Annotated in this window: 15 protein-coding genes; 10 read left to right on the forward strand and 5 right to left on the reverse strand. The window is 64.8% G+C overall.

All coding sequences use genetic code 11. The features are described 5' to 3' along the window. Positions 1-18: 18 nt before the first annotated feature. A complete protein-coding gene (gene aspS / locus AB4Z44_RS03500; RefSeq protein WP_404712694.1) occupies positions 19-1,842 on the forward strand; it encodes an aspartate--tRNA ligase in 1,824 nt (607 codons plus the stop codon). Between the two features lie 80 nt (positions 1,843-1,922). Beyond that, positions 1,923-2,702 (forward strand): polyphosphate kinase 2 family protein, encoded by a 780-nt coding sequence (locus tag AB4Z44_RS03505; RefSeq protein WP_404714339.1) that lies wholly within the window; start codon positions 1,923-1,925, stop codon positions 2,700-2,702. A 110-nt stretch (positions 2,703-2,812) separates the two neighbouring features. On the opposite strand, the gene AB4Z44_RS03510 is transcribed toward AB4Z44_RS03505, so the two are convergent. Together AB4Z44_RS03510 and AB4Z44_RS03515 are read right to left on the reverse strand one after the other, a co-directional pair. Further along, positions 2,813-3,292 (reverse strand): GreA/GreB family elongation factor, encoded by a 480-nt coding sequence (locus AB4Z44_RS03510; protein ID WP_404712695.1) that lies wholly within the window; start codon positions 3,290-3,292, stop codon positions 2,813-2,815. A 42-nt stretch (positions 3,293-3,334) separates the two neighbouring features. Next, complete coding sequence (locus tag AB4Z44_RS03515; RefSeq protein ID WP_404712696.1) at positions 3,335-5,305, reverse strand: lytic transglycosylase domain-containing protein; 1,971 nt, start codon at positions 5,303-5,305, stop codon at positions 3,335-3,337. 154 nt (positions 5,306-5,459) lie between these two features. Between AB4Z44_RS03515 and dapA the strand changes: the two genes are divergently transcribed. After that, on the forward strand, positions 5,460-6,335 hold the full coding sequence (dapA, locus tag AB4Z44_RS03520) for a 4-hydroxy-tetrahydrodipicolinate synthase (RefSeq protein WP_404714340.1): 876 nt from the start codon (positions 5,460-5,462) through the stop codon (positions 6,333-6,335). On the opposite strand, the gene AB4Z44_RS03525 is transcribed toward dapA, so the two are convergent. From AB4Z44_RS03525 to AB4Z44_RS03535, 3 genes are all read right to left on the reverse strand, one after another. Further along, a complete protein-coding gene (locus AB4Z44_RS03525; protein ID WP_404712697.1) occupies positions 6,332-7,693 on the reverse strand; it encodes a PepSY-associated TM helix domain-containing protein in 1,362 nt (453 codons plus the stop codon). The two genes, dapA and AB4Z44_RS03525, sit on opposite strands and share 4 nt — an antisense overlap. Beyond that, entirely contained in the window at positions 7,681-9,960 is a 2,280-nt protein-coding gene (locus AB4Z44_RS03530; RefSeq protein ID WP_404712698.1) for a TonB-dependent receptor, read from the reverse strand. Before AB4Z44_RS03530 ends, AB4Z44_RS03525 begins: the two co-directional genes overlap by 13 nt. A 121-nt stretch (positions 9,961-10,081) precedes the next feature. Continuing rightward, positions 10,082-10,486 (reverse strand): hypothetical protein, encoded by a 405-nt coding sequence (locus AB4Z44_RS03535; RefSeq protein WP_404712699.1) that lies wholly within the window; start codon positions 10,484-10,486, stop codon positions 10,082-10,084. Positions 10,487-10,597: 111 nt separating this feature from the next. Between AB4Z44_RS03535 and AB4Z44_RS03540 the strand changes: the two genes are divergently transcribed. From AB4Z44_RS03540 to AB4Z44_RS03570, 7 genes are all read left to right on the forward strand, one after another. Beyond that, positions 10,598-11,272: a glutathione S-transferase family protein gene (locus AB4Z44_RS03540; protein ID WP_404712700.1), complete on the forward strand. Its 675-nt coding sequence runs from the start codon at positions 10,598-10,600 to the stop codon at positions 11,270-11,272. A gap of 101 nt (positions 11,273-11,373) precedes the next feature. Beyond that, positions 11,374-12,075 (forward strand): phasin family protein, encoded by a 702-nt coding sequence (locus AB4Z44_RS03545; RefSeq protein WP_404714341.1) that lies wholly within the window; start codon positions 11,374-11,376, stop codon positions 12,073-12,075. Positions 12,076-12,226: 151 nt separating this feature from the next. Continuing rightward, positions 12,227-12,583 carry an ATP-dependent Clp protease adapter ClpS gene (clpS, locus tag AB4Z44_RS03550; protein ID WP_404712701.1) on the forward strand — a complete coding sequence of 119 codons (357 nt, stop codon included), beginning with the start codon at positions 12,227-12,229 and terminating at the stop codon, positions 12,581-12,583. 190 nt (positions 12,584-12,773) lie between these two features. Next, complete coding sequence (tldD, locus tag AB4Z44_RS03555) at positions 12,774-14,198, forward strand: metalloprotease TldD (RefSeq protein WP_404712702.1); 1,425 nt, start codon at positions 12,774-12,776, stop codon at positions 14,196-14,198. Position 14,199: 1 nt separating this feature from the next. Next, positions 14,200-15,030, forward strand: coding sequence for a patatin-like phospholipase family protein (locus tag AB4Z44_RS03560; RefSeq protein ID WP_404712703.1), 831 nt, complete (start codon positions 14,200-14,202; stop codon positions 15,028-15,030). Positions 15,031-15,156: 126 nt separating this feature from the next. Further along, positions 15,157-15,495 carry a P-II family nitrogen regulator gene (locus AB4Z44_RS03565; protein ID WP_404712704.1) on the forward strand — a complete coding sequence of 113 codons (339 nt, stop codon included), beginning with the start codon at positions 15,157-15,159 and terminating at the stop codon, positions 15,493-15,495. A gap of 15 nt (positions 15,496-15,510) precedes the next feature. After that, positions 15,511-16,992, forward strand: coding sequence for an ammonium transporter (locus tag AB4Z44_RS03570; RefSeq protein ID WP_404712705.1), 1,482 nt, complete (start codon positions 15,511-15,513; stop codon positions 16,990-16,992). Positions 16,993-17,021: the final 29 nt, after the last annotated feature.

Below are 17,021 nucleotides of genomic sequence, written 5' to 3' on the forward strand. Positions count from 1 at the left end.
TTTTACAGAGAGAATATCATGCACGCCTATCGTACCCACAATTGCGCCGGCCTGTCGGCCGCCCAGGTCGGCCAGGAGGTTCGCCTCTCGGGCTGGGTGCATCGCAAGCGCGATCATGGCGGCATCCTGTTCGTCGATCTGCGCGACCATTATGGCATCACCCAGATCGTGGCCGACAGCGACAGCGCGGCTCTGCCAGTGTTGGAGAGCCTGCGCGTGGAATTGGTCGTGACGATCGATGGCGTGGTGAAAGCGCGTGCGGAGGGCACGACCAACCCCAACCTCGCCACCGGCGAGATCGAGGTGTTCGCGCGCAGCATTACCGTCCAGTCGGCGGCGCAGGAATTGCCGCTGCCGGTGGCGAGCGAGGCCGATTATCCCGAGGATATCCGGCTGCGCTATCGCTTCCTCGATCTGCGGCGCGAGCGTATCCACAAGAACATCGTGCTGCGCTCGAACGTGATCGCCTCCATCCGGCGCCGCATGATCGGGCAGGGCTTCACCGAGTTTCAGACCCCGATCCTGACCGCGTCGAGTCCCGAGGGTGCGCGCGACTTTCTGGTGCCGAGCCGGATCCATCCCGGCAAATTCTATGCGCTCCCGCAGGCGCCGCAGATGTTCAAGCAGCTGCTGATGGTCGCGGGCTTCGATCGCTATTTCCAGATTGCGCCCTGCTTCCGCGACGAGGATGCGCGCGCCGATCGCTCGCCGGGCGAATTCTACCAGCTCGATTTCGAGATGAGCTTCGTCACGCAGGACGATGTGTTCGCTGCGATCGAGCCAGTGCTGCACGGCGTGTTCGAGGAGTTCGCCAACGGGCGCGTCGTGAGCCCGGCGCCCTTTCCGCGCATCGCCTATCGCGACGCGATGCTGCGCTACGGATCGGACAAGCCCGATCTGCGCAACCCGATCGAGATCGTCGACGTCACCGATCAGTTCAAGGGATCGGGCTTCGGCATCTTCGCGCGGCTGGTCGAGAGCGGCAATGTCGTCCGCGCGATCCCGGCGCCGGGTGCTGGCACCAAGAGCCGCAAGTTCTTCGACGACATGAACGATTGGGCGCGCCAGCAGGGCTATACCGGCTTGGGCTACATCAACATCAAGGATGGCGAGCCCGGCGGCCCGATCGCCAAGAATCATGGCGAGGAAGCCACTGCCAAGCTGGTCCAGATGCTCGGCCTCGGGCCGAACGACGGTGTCTTCTTCGCGGCAGGCAAGGAAGGGCAGGCGGCCAAGCTTGCCGGCCTGGCGCGCACCCGCGTCGGCGAGGAGCTCGGCCTGATCGAGCAAGGCGTGTTCCAGTTCTGCTGGATCGTCGACTTCCCGATGTTCGAATATGACGAGGACGCGAAGAAGGTTGATTTCAGCCACAACCCCTTCTCGATGCCGCAGGGCGAGCTGGAGGCGCTGGAGACGAAGGATCCGCTCGACATCCTCGCTTACCAGTATGACATCGTCTGCAACGGCATCGAATTGTCGTCGGGCGCGATCCGGAACCACCGGCCGGACATCATGTACAAGGCGTTCGAGATCGCCGGCTACAGCCAGGCCGAGGTCGACACCAACTTCCCCGGCATGATCAACGCCTTCAAGTATGGCGCACCGCCGCACGGCGGCTCGGCGCCGGGCATCGATCGGATCGTCATGCTGCTGGCGGACGAGCCGAACATCCGCGAGGTCGTGCTCTTCCCGATGAACCAGAAGGCCGAAGACCTGATGATGAACGCGCCTTCGGCGGTGACGCTGAAGCAACTGCGCGAACTGCACATCCGCGTGGTCGATCAGCCGGGCGCAAAGCCCATGACGCCGGTTGCACAGGCGGTTGCGCCCGACGCGGGCTGATTAGTTCGTCATGCCGGCCTGCACCGGCATGACGATATCGCGGCATGGTACCGCTCGCTGAAATCGGGCGTTACGGTGCGATCATGATCGATCTCGGCACCTACGAACAGGACCATCGCCGCCACCGCCATCATTCCCGCAAGCTGAAGCGTCTGCAGCGGAAGCTGGAGCATATCCTCGCTGCGTACATCGCCCATAAGCAGCGCGCGGTAATCATGTTCGAGGGGTGGGATACGGCGGGGAAGGGCGGGATCATCCAGCGGCTCACCGCCAGATGGGATCAGCGCCATTATGAGGCATGGCCGATCGGCGCGCCGACGCCACAGGAAAAGAAGCACGATTTCCTGTGGCGCTTCCGCAAGCGTCTGCCTGGGCCGGGCGAGATTTCGGTGTTCGATCGAAGCTGGTATGGACGCGTGTTGGTCGAACGGGTCGAAAATTACGCGACCGCGACCGAATGGTGCGCGGGCTATGACGAGATCAATGCCTTTGAGGACGGCCTCGCCGAAGACGGGATAACCCTCGTCAAATTGTTCGTTCACATCACGCAGGCGGAACAGGACAAGCGTCTTGCGGCGCGGCTCGATGATCCGTGGAAGCGCTGGAAGAGCGATGCCGACGATTATCGCAACCGCGCCAAGCGGCCCGCCTATCTCGCCGCCATGAGCGAGATGTTCGCGCGCACCGATCGGCCGGAAAGCCCGTGGATCGCGATCGACGGCAACGACAAGAGAGCCGCGCGGATCGATGCGCTGACCGCCATTGCCGAACGGCTGGAGCAATCGGTCCCGATGGCCCCGCCGCCGATCGATCCCGAGGTTCTAGCGCTTGCGGAACAAGCGATCGGGTATCGCCCCTGATCTGCTCCCCGGGTCCGCGGATGGCTCTGAGCATATGCGGATCGCGCAGCCTATAGCCTGTCTTGTTCGGTGCATGGTGCATGGCATGCGTCCCCAGGCAGGTGCGTGCGTCACGTCCTATAAGCGATCGCAATCACTTCATATTCCTTGGTGCCGGCCGGCAGATCGACCCGGCGTAGATCGCCCACGGCAGCGCCGCGCAGCGCCCGCGCAAACGGAGATCGCCAACTGATGCGACCAGCGGAGGCATCGGCCTCATCCTCGCCCACCAGGGTGAGGATGCGTTCATTGTCGTCCTCGTCGGCGACGGTGACGGTGGCGCCGAACCAGGCGCGGGCGAGATCTTCCTGCTGGGAGGGATCGACGATCCGCACCGCCTTCATTCGCCGCGACAGATGCGACAATTCGCGATCGATCTCGCGCAGGCGGCGGCGGCCATAAATATAATCGCCATTCTCGGATCGATCGCCGTTGCCGGCCGCCCAGGAGACGGTTTCGACCATCTTCGGGCGTTCGACCATGAAGAGCTGCTCATAGCGCAGGCGCATCGCGGCATAGCCCGCGGGAGTGATTGGCGAACCGTCAGCCATGAGAAAGTCCTCCCCCCGAACGGGGAGGGCTTGGAAACCCCATCATCCCGCGCTTTTCTTGCCCAGATAAAAGCTCAACCGATCCTTCTCGGGCGTCCTGGCGCGCTCGGGATTGAACAGATCGTAGACGACCGCATTTTCCAGCACCTTCTGCACGTAGGACCGGGTTTCGCTGATCGGAATCGCCTCGATCCAGTCGACCATGTCGACTCCGGGCAGGCGCGGATCGCCGTTGGCACGGATCATCTTGTTCACATTGCCCTGGCCAGCATTGTAGGCGGCGACCGACAGCACGTAATTGCCGCCATAATAGCTCATCAGTCGATCGAAGAAGCCCGATCCGAGCATGACATTATAGCTGGTATCCTCGGTCAGCCGCGCCGGCTGCCAGGGTAGCCCGAGCTTGCCGGCCTGTTCCTTCGCGGTCGGGTTCATCAATTGCATCAGCCCGCGCGCGCCGGCCGGGCTCACGATCTCGCGGTCGAACTGGCTTTCCTGGCGTGAGATGGCGTGGATCATGGTCCAGTGCGTTTCCATCGCCGGCGGCACGCTAACCTGTGGGAAGCCCACCCGAATCGGATCGCGCATGCCCGAGGTGCGGGCGTTGCGCGAAACCATCACGCCCAGATCGGGCCGCTTGATCGCGATGCCGAACGTGGCCGCCAGCGCATGATCGACGTCGCTCTTCGCGTCGTTCGCGATCTGGCGAACGAACAGGCTCTGGTCCTGCCATTGGTGCTGCTCGCCGAGCAGGCGCGCGGCGCGGACAACTTCCCGTGACTGGAAAGTGGCGCGGGCATCGTCGGAAATGGCGAGCGGTGGCGGATCGGGCGGGATGCTGATCGCGCGGCCCAGCCGTTCGGTCGCGAGTTGGCCGTAGAATTGATCGGCATTGGCCGCCGCCCGCGTAAAATATCGGTTGGCGCCCGCTGCGTCACCCGAAGCCTGCGCTGCGCGACCGGCCCAATATGCGCCCTTGGCCTGGCTGCCAGGAGTCTGCGCGCCGTTGGCATAAAGATCGAACAGGGCCACGGCGTCGCGCGGGCGGTTTAGCTTCTTGAGCGCGGTCATCCCGCCGAGCCAGACGAGGCTGGTGTAGGCGTCACGCTCGTTCAGCGGACGCTGGCTGATATCGGTGCCGGATGCGAAAGCACCGGCGGCGTTGGCCGCGATGCCGTAAACATTGTCGTTCTGATTGTCGCTCGCGGCGGCGCGCGCGAACGCCAGCAAGGTCTCCAGATAGGCGCGCGCATCATAAGGTGGTGCGTCGTAACTGTGTGGCTGGGCCAGCCATGTCCGGGCCGCGACCCACTGGTTCGAGTCGCGCAACCATGCCGCGCGATCGATCACGTAGCCGGCGTCGCGATCCGCGCCGGGAGCGAGGGCGACCTGCGCCTCTGCATCGCTCGCTTTGGTCTGGAGCGCGAGGCGCGCGGCGTAGAGCGGCTTGCGGGCCGGGGTGACGAAGGCAAGCTGCCGCGTGGCCGAGGCGATCGCATGATCCCACAGCAACCGTTCCATCCGCTGATCCTGCTCGGTCTGCGTGAACTGGCCGGCGAAACGGCTGAGCAGGCGATTCTCGTCGTCCGGCGAGAGCGCGCCGCCCGTCCAGGCCGCAGCGGCAGCATCGCGCGCCTTGGCAGTTTGCCCGATCGCGGCGAGCGCCTCGGCATAGCGCACGCGTCCGGACGCACTCAACGGTGGCAACAGCTCGAAAAATGCCGCGATCCGGGTCGGGTCGCTCTGGTCGGGCACGATCTGGCGTTCGGCGATGCGGCGCAGGCCCATCTCCCCTGGCCAGCCGCGATGCGCCATAAGGAAGCGCGCATAATCGTCGAACGGCAGCCGGTCGCTTTGCCGCAGCCGTTTCCATTGGTCGATCACCGGCCAAAGAGCGTCGCTGCGCGCCGGCAGCCCCGGCGAGGTCGCTTCGACACTCGCGGCAGGCGAATCGCCGGGCGTCTGGGGCTTAAGCGTCGTCAGAGTCGCCGCCGCGGTGGCAACCGACAGCAATCCGATTCCCGCCGGCCAAAAGCGTCGGGCGATGCTGGACAGGATGGGCACAGCTTCCCTATCTGGCGGCGACTTGCGGCGGCGCGGCTGTTTGCGGGGTGGGGCCATGGCCGTACATATGGTGGCGGCAGCGGCAAAGGTGAAGGGAAAGAACATGTTCAGCGGGTCGATCCCTGCGCTGGTTACGCCGATCCGTGATGGGGCGATCGACGAAGCCGCGTTTCGCGTGCTCGTCGACTGGCAGATCGAGAATGGTTCGTCCGCGCTCGTTCCGTGCGGGACGACCGGCGAGAGTGCGACGATGACGATCGCAGAGCATGATCGCGTCGTGGGCCTGTGCGTCGAGGCAGCGGCCGGCCGGGTGCCGGTGATCGCCGGCTGCGGATCGAACGACACGCTGGTGGCGCTGTCGCACATGCAAGCGGCTGAGAAAGCGGGTGCGACAGCGGCTCTCGTGGTGTTGCCTTATTATAATCGCCCCAATCAGGACGGACTGATCGCACATTTCACGTTTCTGGCCGAGCGTTCGCCGCTGCCGATCATCATCTATAACGTGCCGGCGCGCACGGTGACCGACATCACCGTCGAGACGATGGCGACGTTGGCAAAGCTGCCGACGGTCGTCGGCGTCAAGGATGCGAGCGGCAAGGTCGAGCGCGTTTCGGCGCAGCGCCTCGCTTGCGGCACCGATTTCTGCCAGCTTTCGGGCAACGATGATATGGCGCTGGGCTTCATGGCGATGGGCGGGGTCGGCTGCATCTCGGTCACTGCCAATGTCGCCCCGCGTCTGTGCGCCGATTTCCAGGCGGCTTGCGCGGAAGGGCGCTGGACGGACGCGCTGGCACTGCAGGATCGGCTGTTCCCCCTCCACGCCGCCTTGTTCTCGGATGCGTCGCCGGGCCCGGTCAAATATGCACTCAACCGGATCAATCCCGACTTCCCGACCGAGATCCGCCTGCCGATGACGCCGGCCTCGGCCACAAGCCGCGCGGCGGTGGACGCCGCGCTGGCCCATGCGGGGCTGATCTAACGCATCGCGCGCGATGCTTCGAGCCCGAGCCACCGGCGGGTGGCGGGCATGAAACGGAACAGCAGCCGTTCGAGCAGCAGGACCCCGATCAGGCTCGCTCCGAAGAGAGGAAGATAGAGGCCGAGAGCGCCGATCGCGCCCAACAGGCCGATGCCGAAGCGCGGTCGTGCCGATGGAACTGGCGCCCCCAGCAATCCGCTGGGGCGTCTACGCCACCACATGATCGCCCCAGATCCGGCGAGGACGACGAGCAGCAACGCGGTTGCGGTGCCGATGATCTGATTGGCGATCCCGAACAATGCGCCTTCGTGGCCGGCTACCCCATAACCGATCGCGCGATCGATCCAGTGGCGCTGGGCGAATGCGACACGGCTGACGATCCTGCCCGAAGCGCCATCGACCTTGAGATCGCTGCGTAGCGGCCGATCGGCGGCGTCCGAGCTGATCGCCCAGGGCGCGCCAGGCCGGGTCGGCGGTGAGATCAGCACCGGCGGCGCGACCTCGAACATGCGCGCCGCGGCGACAACCCGTGCAAGCTCGCCGGGGCGGATAGCCGGCGCGGCCATCACCATCGAGCCATGGCCGGCATGATCGCCCGACATCGTATCCTGCTTGGGCGGCTTGCCGCCGATCGTCCAATCGACCGGACCGCGTGCAGTCCCGGTGACCTGGCGTATCTCGGTAAGATAGCTGCCCCAGCCCTTCGCCCAGGGCAGGCCGGTCAGGATCAATGCGAGCGCGAAAACCGACACCCATATGCCCGCGGTCGCGTGGATGTCGCGCCAGAACAGGCGCCGCCCGCTTCTCAGCCGCGGGTAGAGCACGCCCGCCAATCCCCGCCGTCCGCGCGGCCACCAAAGGTAGAGCCCGGTCAGGAGCATCACGACGGTCCAACAGGTAGCCGTCTCGACCAGATAGCTCCCGACCGCGCCGGCGAGCAGTTCGCCGTGCAGGTGAAAGATCATTCGAAAGGGCCGTTTCTCCTCCACCGCGACCTTCAGGATGGCGAGGGTGCGTGGGTGGACATAGACCCGCATATCCTCGCCATGGCGGGTGACGAGTATCCGCACCGCCTGATCGGGCGCATCCGGCAGCACATATTTGTGCAGCGTCGATCCGGGCACCACCGCGAGCGCCGCCGCCACCTGCGCGTCGGGCGAGGCCGCCGGGCCGCTGGGCGCGAGGTGGTCATAGGGTCGATCGAGCCAGGCCTCCAGCTGCGGGCGCCACAGATAGATTGCGCCGGTGCAGGCGAGCCAGATCACGAACGGAATGCAGAGCATTCCGGCGTAGAAATGCCAGCGCCACACCGCATTATACCAGCGCCCGGCCTTCGGCAGCGCCGTCACAGCTTCCATGTCAGATCCACCTGGTAGCTGCGCTGCGTGAAGGGGTGGAACAGGAAGTAACGGTCGTTGTTGAGATTATCGACGCCGATGGCGAGCGACCAATGTTCGGTCACCTTGAGCGCCGCGCGCAGATCGACCACCAGATATTTGTAGAAGCCCTGGTACGTGTTGCCGACGAAGTCGCTATTGTCGACCGACCCGTAGCTTCGGCTCGCATAGCGCATCGCCGCCGACAGCGAGAGCTGGTCGATCGGCCGCCAGGTGCCGACCATCGTCGCCCGCCAACGCGGGACAGAGGGCAAAGATTTGCCCACCGCAGCCGGAAAGGCCGTGTCCTTGCGCGTCGTCGCGTTCGCATAAGTGACGCTGCCGAGCAGATCGAAGCGCGGGAGGATGTCGGCACGTTGCACCGCGAACTCGGCCCCGCGCGCGCGGGTGCGATCGACATTCTGGACGAACGTGCCCACCTGCATCGGCACGACCGGCAGCGGGCCGGTCTGCGAGATCAGCGCGTCCCTTATCGCCTCGTTGAAAAGGGATAGTCGGATCGTGCCGTGATTGTCATGCTGTTCGATCGCCAATTCTTCGGACAGCGCCCGTTCGGGACGCAAATTGGGGTTGGGCAGCGCCGGTACGGGTGTGGTCACCACCTGATAAAGTTCGGCCACCGTCGGAAAGCGATAGGCTTGGCCGAACGAGGCCCGCACCGTCCAATGCGGCGTCGCGGTCCAAGCGAGCGAGGCCTTGGGCGAAAACTTGCTGGCTGAGATCGTCGGCTGATCGAACGCCAGCGGGGAGGCGGGAACGGGAAAATTGAGCCCGCCATAGGCTTTCCACCATTCGTAGCGTCCGCCCAGCGTCAGGGTGAGGGCGGGGACGATCTTCCATGCATCCTGCGCCCAGAGGGCGGCGGTGCGAGTCTTCCCCTTCGACTGGAGGTTGAGCGTGCCCTCGCCGCCGTGGATCCAATCGGCGGTCGTGTACCGCCTGCTATCGAGTTCGAACCAGTCGGCATGCGCGCCGAAGCTGATCGTCATGGCGTCCGATCGCCATGCCGCCTTGGCGTCGATCGTCTTCCAGCCGGTCCCGTCTAGCCGCGTGATCGTGCCGGCTCCACCGGAGCGCGCGTCTGGTAAGGCGGTGGTGGGAATGCGCTGCACGTCATGCGCGAAGTCGTAGAGCGTGCCGATCAACTGCCAATCGAAGCGGCCGCCGGTTCCGGTCGCCGAAAGAGCGTGTGACCAGTGGCGCTCCTGATAGTCATAGACGCCGCCAGAAAAGGCGCTTGCCGCGATCGTGTAGGCGCGGCCGTCGATGTTCAGCGATCCGGCATAAGTGGGTACTCCGGTCGCCTGATTGGTCAGCCAGGTCTCGGCATGCGCGCTGGTGTCGTTGAGGAACAGGCCACCGACATAGGTCACCCGGATATCGGGCATGATGTCCAGTGCGGCCTTTATCTTGAGATGGTCCTGCGCCTGATGCTCGAAACCGCTCGCGCCGACCACCTTGATCGGCTGGCCGGTGCGGTTGAGATCGGAAAAAGCGCCGATCGTGTTCTGCCCTACCGGGCTGCCGGCCGATGGTTGGAGTGCGGTCACGTAGAGCAAGGGCTGGCTGTTGCTGGTGACATGATCGACACTCGCAAACACGGCCAGTGGTCCGAAACGATCGCCGATGGTTCCGCCGATCTGATAGGCAGGCAGCACCTTGTCGGTGCCATATTGGCGGAAGGTCTGGACATTGGTGCCGGCATTGACCGTCGCCTCCAGCCGATCGGGCAGGCGCGTGGTGATGTTGACGACCGCGCCGATCGAGTTGCCCGGATAAGCCGCCGAGAAGGGGCCGTAGAGGACGTCGATCCGGGCGATCTCCTGCGGGCTGACGAGGCTCCAGCGCGGCGAGGCGGAGGTATTGTTGTTGCCGATCAGTGCCGAGAGCAGCGCCCCGTCGGCATAGATCAGGCTTCGCGCCGACGATCCCAGTCCCGAGGTACGGGTCGCGAGTGGCGCCTGCGTGTCGCCGATGTGGCGTTTGCGGACCACCAGGCTCGGCAGATATTTGACCGCATCCTCGACATTCACCGCATTGGTGGTCGCGGCGATCGTGTCGGCGCTGATCGTAGCGCGGCTCGACGGCGCATTCTCGATCGTCTGTTGGGTTTTCTGGGCGACGACCAGAATGTCTTCGACCCTGGCGCCATCGTCAGCGGCGTGAGCGGGCGTGGCGATGACGGCTGCACACAATAACGGCCATAACGGCCGGCAAAAATCGGGCACGGAAATTCCCCTTGTCTGTCCGGCGAAAGTCCAGAGGCTTTCGCGAGCGCACGGCGTGGGGAGCATTCGAAGCTCGATGGCCCAGCCGTGAACGTGACCGCGCCCAAGCGCGGCGTTCGGGTCAGAAGCCAGGCGGTCCGGTGGCGGGGGGAGGAGGGGCGGCCAGCCCGCGCCCGATTGCGATCGATCGGGCCGTGGTTATCAGCCAGCCCGAGATGGGGACGGGCGGCAGCGCCAGCATCGGCGGCATTGCCCGATCGATCGCCAGCGCGAAGCCGGCGAAGGTGCAGGGATGGTCGCCCGGCGCATGATCCTGCCCGCCCGGCAGATGGCGCTGTCCGGGCAAGGCCGGCATCGTCATCTGCATTGGGCCGGTGCCGGTGCAGATCGTGATCTGCCAGCCGTTGTCGGTCTGGACCGGCATCCATCCTTGCGGGATCAGGACGCGCAGTAGCAGGACCGCGGCGAGGATCGCCATCGTCAGCGCCTTGGGCATCGCCCGCGCGGTTCGGAGCCCCTGCAGCATCGATCCGCGCGATGGCGCAGGATCACACGTGCGGCAAGCCATTCCTTTTCTGTGGATTATCGTATGGTTGGAGACTGACAGCGGGCACATCCCCCGCTAATCAGGTCTGTCATGGCCTGGCAGCTCTATCAATTTCCGCTCTGCCCCTTCTCGCGCAAGGTGCGCTTGCTCCTCGGCGAAAAAGGGGAGGGGGCGGAGCTTGTCCGCGAGAGCCCGTGGGAGCAGCGTGACGAGTTCATCGACATGAACCCGACCGGGCAGACCCCGGTGCTGGTCGATCGCGCCGCCGGGCTGGTGCTGATCGATTCCGCGGCCATCTGCGAATATCTGGAAGAGACGATCCAGCGCGCCACCATGCTGCCCGGCACGGCGGCCAATCGGGCCGAGGTGCGGCGGCTAACATCGTGGTTCGATCTCAAATTCCACGACGAGGTCACGCGCCCGCTGATGTACGAGCGGATGGAGAAGCGCCTCGTCCATCGGCTGTCGCCCGACGGCGGCGCTTTGCGGGAGGCGATGCGCCGTGCCAACAGCCACCTCGATTATATCGACTGGCTGCTCGATCACCGCCGCTGGATCGGCGGGCCGCTCTTCAGTCTCGCCGACCTTGCCGCAGCCGCACACCTGTCGGTCGCAGACTATCTTGGCGGGATCGACTGGCGGGGGCATGAACGCACCCGGCACTGGTATTCGGGCATGAAGAGCCGGCCCAGTTTCCGCCCCCTGCTGGGCGAGCGGATGGAGGTAATCGGTCCGCCCGATCACTATGACAAGGTTGATTTTTGACCTTCTTGTTGCACTGCACAAAAAGCGCTTGAAATTTTCGCAACGATCCCATATTGTGCAGTGCAACAAAGGTTGACTGCGGGGACGGGCCGGTGGCCGAGATGAGCGAGACGACCAAGACCAAGGCACCCAGAGTGCGCAAGCCCAGAGCCAAGACGGGGGTTAAGGCTGTGGCTGCCGCGCCGGCGTCCGAGGTGTTTGAGACGCCTGCTCCCTCGGTCACCGAAACGCTGCCTGATTTGTCACCTGCCCAGTTTGCAGAGATGATTGAGGCCGTCACGTCGCCGGCCATTGAAAGCGACATCATTCCCGGCCCGGCTATCGCCGCGCCGACCAGTGAAGGATTAGTGGATATGGCTACCATTGCGTCTCCGGCCGAGGCTACCGAAAAGGCTCAGGCGATGTTCGGAGAGATTTCGGGTCGTGTTAAGACCGCGTTCGAAAAGTCGACCAAGCTTGGCGAAGACATGGTCGATTTCAGCAAGGGCAATGTCGAGGCGGTAATCGCTTCGGCCAAGGTGGCCGCCAAGGCTGCCGAGTTGATGGGTCAGGAAGCTGCCGATTACGGCAAAAAGAATTTCGAGACCGCGACCGCCGCGTTCAAGAGCTTCGCCGCCGTCAAGTCGCCGGCCGAACTGTTCCAGCTGCAGAGCGAATATGCGAAGGCCTCGTTCGACAGCGCGGTTGCCGAAGCTTCGAAGTTCAGCGAGTCGATGATGAAGCTGGCGGGGGATATCGCCCAGCCGCTCTCGAACCGCTACGCGCTCGCTGCCGAAAAGATCAAGGCGGCCACCACTCTCTAATCCGGCCTCGGGGGGCTGCGTACCCCAGTGTTGCGTAAAGTAGGAGCGGCCGCTTTCCGGGGGAAGCGGCCGCTTTTTCGTGTCTTGTCGTCATTCCGGCGTTGTCGGCTCTTGCCGCTGGCCCGATCAATGCCATATCCTCGCCATACCGATGATCGAGCGCAGCACCCTTCCCATCACCATGGCCGCCCGCAAGGACGGCGACGAAAACGGCACCGGGCTCGGCGTCGCGACCCGCACGCGCACGCGCACCAAGCAGCCGTCGCTCTACAAGGTGCTGATGCTCAACGACGATTATACTCCCATGGAGTTCGTCGTCCTCTGCCTGCAGCGTTTCTTCCGTATGAGCCTTGAAGATGCGACTCGAGTGATGCTCCATGTCCACCAGAAGGGCGTGGGGGTGTGCGGCATCTTCACCTACGAAGTGGCCGAGACCAAGGTGTCGCAGGTGACCGACTTCGCCCGGGAGAACCAGCACCCGCTTCAGTGCACGATGGAGAAGGCCTGAGGGCCTCTTCATGCTGACGAAAGTCGGCATCTAATCCTGACGTGGCCCCTGCGCAGGCAGGGGCCCATCTCTATACCAACAAGCGGTGTCTCGTGTTTTGAGAGACATGGGCCCCTGCCTGCGCAGGGGCGACGTCGGTTGATGACGGTGGAGGCGTGACAATCCCGCCGGCCCGCCCCATATCGCGGCCATGACCCTCATCGCCGATCCCCGCCGCTTCCTCTATCGCGATCTCGATCCGGAGGGCGCACTCCGCCTGACCCACGATGCCCTTCGTGCTTGCGACGACGGCGAGTTGTACCTGCAATATATTGCCAGCGAGAGCTTCGGCTTCGACGATGGCCGGCTGAAGACCGCCGATTTCAACACCCAGACCGGCTTTGGTCTGCGCGGCCTGTCGGGTGAGACCACCGCCTTCGCCCACGCCAACGAGATCAGCGAGGCGGCGATCCGTCGTGCCGCCGAGACCATGACTTTACTCGATCCGGCCAAGGGCAGCCTTGCTGCCGCCCCGCGCCGCACCAACGCCGCGCTCTACACCGGCGAGGATCCGCTCTCGGCGATCCCGTTCGCGCGTAAGGTCGCGCTCTGCCAGCAGATCGATGCCGCTGCCCGTGCGCGCGATCCGCGCATTTCGCAGGTCACGGTCGGTCTGTCGGGATCGTGGAGCGTGGTCGAGATCGTCCGCCCCGACGGCTTCGTCGCGACCGATATCCGCCCGCTCGTGCGGCTTAACGTCAGCCTCGTGGTCGAGCAGAATGGCCGGCGCGAAACCGGCTTCTTCGGCATGGGCGGGCGCTATCTCTATGATGATCTGTTCCTCGACCATGCCTGGAATCGCGCGATCGATCAGGCGCTGGCGCAGGCCTTGGTCAATCTCAATTCGGTTCCGGCGCCGGCCGGCGAGATGACGGTCGTGTGCGGCCCCGGCTGGCCCGGCGTGCTGCTCCACGAAGCGGTCGGCCATGGGCTTGAAGGCGATTTCAACCGCAAAGGCACGTCGGCCTTCGCCGGAAGGATCGGGGAGCGGGTCGCGGCGCCGGGCGTTACCGTCGTCGACGACGGATCGATCGCGTCGCGTCGCGGCAGCCTGACGATCGACGACGAGGGTACTCCCACCCAGACCAACGTCCTGATCGAGGATGGCATCCTCAAGGGTTATATACAGGATCGCCTCAATGCCCGGCTGATGGGCGTGGCCCCGACTGGCAATGGCCGCCGCGAGAGCTTCGCGCATGCGCCGATGCCGCGCATGACCAACACCTTCATGCACGGCGGGCAGGACGATCCGGCTGAGATCCTCTCGCGCGTCAAGAACGGCATCTACGCCAAGTCCTTCGGCGGCGGGCAGGTCGATATCACGAGCGGTAAGTTCGTCTTCTCCTGTACCGAAGCTTACATGATCGAGAATGGCAAGCTCGGCGCGCCGATCAAGGGCGCGACCCTGATCGGCGACGGGCCGACAGTGCTCACCAAGGTTGCGGCGATCGGCAACGACATGGCGCTCGACGAAGGTGTCGGCATCTGCGGCAAAGGGGGCCAGTCAGTGCCTGCCGGCGTCGGCCAGCCGACCCTGCTGATCGACGGCCTTACGGTCGGTGGTACCGCAGCCTGAATTGACGACCGTCCCGCCGGGCGGCGTGGCACTCGCCTTGGGCGGGGGTGCCGCGCGCGGCTGGGCGCATATCGGCGTGCTGCGTGTGCTGGAGGAGGAGGGGATCCACGTCGGCGCAATCGCCGGCACCTCGATCGGCGCGATGGCCGCGCTCTGCTTTGCCGGCGGCCGGCTCGATGTACTCGAAGCAATCGCGCGTGGCGCGACGCACGGCCGCGTGCTCGCCTATCTCGATCCGCACCTCGGCCGGGGTGGCTGGCTGGGCGGGCGGCGTATCGCGCGCGAACTCAACCTGTATTTCGCGGGGCTGCGGCTGGAGGATCTGCCGATTCCGACGGCCCTGATCGCCGCCGATCTCGACACGGCCGAGGAAGTGCGGCTGATCACCGGGCCTGCGATCAGCGCGGTCCAGGCCTCGATCGGGCTGCCCGGGGTCTTCTATCCGACCATGCGTGACGGGCGGGCGCTGATCGATGGCGGGATGGTCGCCAACCTTCCGATCGCCGCGGCCCGCTCGCTTGCGCCCGGCCTTCCTGTGATCGCGGTCGATCTGATGGGCGATTATGAAGGCTATGCCCGCGCCAGCAGCACGAAAGGCCAGCGATCGGCGTTGAGTACGGTCCGTGCGGCATTCTTGATGATGATCACCCAGCAGACCAAATTGGTGACGTCGATCGATCCGCCTGACGTGTTGATCACCGTTCCCGCCGGGCATATCGGCACCGGCGCATTCACGCGGGCCGACGAACTGATAGCGCTCGGCCGCGATGCAACAAAGACGAAACTCCCCGCGATACGCGCTGCCATGGCTGCTCAAAAAATAGGCAAGTGACAGCATCTGCCTAAGCCGCGGGCGAAGCAGAGCAGCTCAAACGGCCTTTCATTCTCTTGGTTCCATGATTTTCGTACTGGCACGCTTTTTGCGTTGCAGCACGGAGGCAAAAATCAGGGAGGCGGAATGAAACTCGTCATCGCCATTATCAAACCGTTCAAGCTCGACGACGTGCGCGAGGCTCTGTCCGCGCTCGGCGTGCAGGGAATGACGGTCACCGAGGTCAAGGGCTTCGGCCGGCAGAAGGGCCAGACCGAGATCTACCGTGGTGCCGAATACAGCACCAACATGGTTCCGAAGATCAAGGTCGAGGTCGCGTGCAGCGCGGATCTCGCGCCGCGCGTCGTCGAGGCCGTGCAGCAGTCCGCCAACACCGGTGCCATCGGTGACGGCAAGATCTTCGTCGTCGATCTTGGCCAGGTGGTGCGCATCCGCACCGGCGAGACCGACGAGACGGCTCTCTAAGAAAAAGGGGGATACATGAAGCTATCGACCAAAATTCTGGCCGGGCTGGGGGCGGTGGGCGTCGCGGCCCTCATGTCCCATCCCGTGCTCGCGCAGGCTGCGGCCGCGCCCGCTGCCGCGCCCACGATCGCCACCCCGTCGCTCGCCAACATGAACAAGGGCGACAACACGTGGATGCTCGTCTCCACCCTGCTGGTGCTGATGATGTCGATCCCGGGTCTGGCGCTGTTCTACGGCGGCCTCGTCCGCACTAAGAACATGCTGTCGGTTCTCACCCAGGTGCTGATGATCGTCTGCATGGTTGGCGTGATCTGGGTCTGCTGGGGCTATTCCGAGACCTTCACCACCGGCAGCGGGGCGCTTGCACCGTTCGTCGGCAATCCGATGACCAAGCTCTTCCTCAAGGGTGTCGATGCCAATGCGGCGGCGGCGACCTTCTCGAACGGCGTGTACATTCCGGAACTCACCTACGTCCTCTTCCAGATGACGTTCGCGATGATCACCCCGGCCCTGTTCATCGGTTCGGTGGCGGAACGCATCAAGTTCTCGCCGCTCATGCTGTTCGTCGCTCTGTGGGTGACCCTGGTCTACTTCCCGATCGCGCACATGGTGTGGTGCTGGGATGGGCCTGACGCCTTCGCGGCGGCCGCGCTCAAGGGTAAGGCGGCGCTCGACGCCGTAGCGGCCGACTCGGGCTACCTCTTCAACAAGGGTGCGCTCGACTTCGCCGGCGGTACGGTCGTCCACATCAACGCCGGTATCACCGGCCTCGTGATGTGCATCATGCTCGGCAAGCGGATCGGCTATCCCAAGGAGCCCATGCCCCCGCACTCGCTGACCATGACCATGATCGGCGCCTCGCTGCTGTGGGTGGGCTGGTTCGGCTTCAACGCGGGGTCGAACCTCGAAGCCAGCTCGATCGCTTCGGTCGCTTTCATGAACACGATGGTCGCTACTGCGGCCGCCGGCCTCTCCTGGCTGCTCGTCGAGCAGGTCGTGAAGGGCAAGCCGTCGCTGCTCGGTGCAGCCTCGGGCGTGGTCGCCGGCCTCGTCGCCGTCACCCCCGCTTCGGGTTATGCCGGCACGATGGGCTCGGTTATCCTCGGCCTGATGGTCTCGCCGATCTGCTTCTTCTTCGTCTCGGTGGTGAAGACCAAGCTCGGCTATGACGACAGCCTCGATGTGTTCGGCGTCCACTGCATCGGCGGGATCACCGGCGCTCTGATGACCGGCATCCTCGACAACCCGAACTTCGGTGGCCAGGGCATTGCCGACTACACCACCAAGCCGGGCTCGATGGTTGCGGGCACCTACGACATGGTTGGCCAGCTGATCATCCAGGCCGAGGGCGTGCTCCTCACCCTGGTCTGGTCGGGCGTCGGTGCGGCGGTCCTGTTCTTCGTCATCGACAAGGTGTGGGGCATGCGTGTCTCGCCCGAGGTCGAGCATGAAGGCCTCGACATCGCCGAGCATGGCGAGCGCGCCTACCATTATTGAGCCGATGGGGGCGGAGCCTCACGGCTCCG

Source organism: Sphingomonas sp. MMS24-J13, assembly GCF_044905095.1.
Classification (GTDB): domain Bacteria; phylum Pseudomonadota; class Alphaproteobacteria; order Sphingomonadales; family Sphingomonadaceae; genus Sphingomonas_I.

Excerpts from the sequence above, each read along its gene's own strand:
- AB4Z44_RS03535 (WP_404712699.1), bottom strand. The coding sequence starts at position 10,486 with ATGCTGCAGGGGCTCCGAACCGCGCGGGCGATGCCCAAGGCGCTGACG.
- AB4Z44_RS03570 (WP_404712705.1), top strand. The coding sequence starts at position 15,511 with ATGAAGCTATCGACCAAAATTCTGGCCGGGCTGGGGGCGGTGGGCGTC.
- aspS (WP_404712694.1), top strand. The coding sequence starts at position 19 with ATGCACGCCTATCGTACCCACAATTGCGCCGGCCTGTCGGCCGCCCAG.
- tldD (WP_404712702.1), top strand. The coding sequence starts at position 12,774 with ATGACCCTCATCGCCGATCCCCGCCGCTTCCTCTATCGCGATCTCGAT.
- AB4Z44_RS03545 (WP_404714341.1), top strand. The coding sequence starts at position 11,374 with ATGAGCGAGACGACCAAGACCAAGGCACCCAGAGTGCGCAAGCCCAGA.
- clpS (WP_404712701.1), top strand. The coding sequence starts at position 12,227 with ATGATCGAGCGCAGCACCCTTCCCATCACCATGGCCGCCCGCAAGGAC.
- dapA (WP_404714340.1), top strand. The coding sequence starts at position 5,460 with ATGTTCAGCGGGTCGATCCCTGCGCTGGTTACGCCGATCCGTGATGGG.
- AB4Z44_RS03510 (WP_404712695.1), bottom strand. The coding sequence starts at position 3,292 with ATGGCTGACGGTTCGCCAATCACTCCCGCGGGCTATGCCGCGATGCGC.
- AB4Z44_RS03565 (WP_404712704.1), top strand. The coding sequence starts at position 15,157 with ATGAAACTCGTCATCGCCATTATCAAACCGTTCAAGCTCGACGACGTG.
- AB4Z44_RS03525 (WP_404712697.1), bottom strand. The coding sequence starts at position 7,693 with ATGGAAGCTGTGACGGCGCTGCCGAAGGCCGGGCGCTGGTATAATGCG.
- AB4Z44_RS03540 (WP_404712700.1), top strand. The coding sequence starts at position 10,598 with ATGGCCTGGCAGCTCTATCAATTTCCGCTCTGCCCCTTCTCGCGCAAG.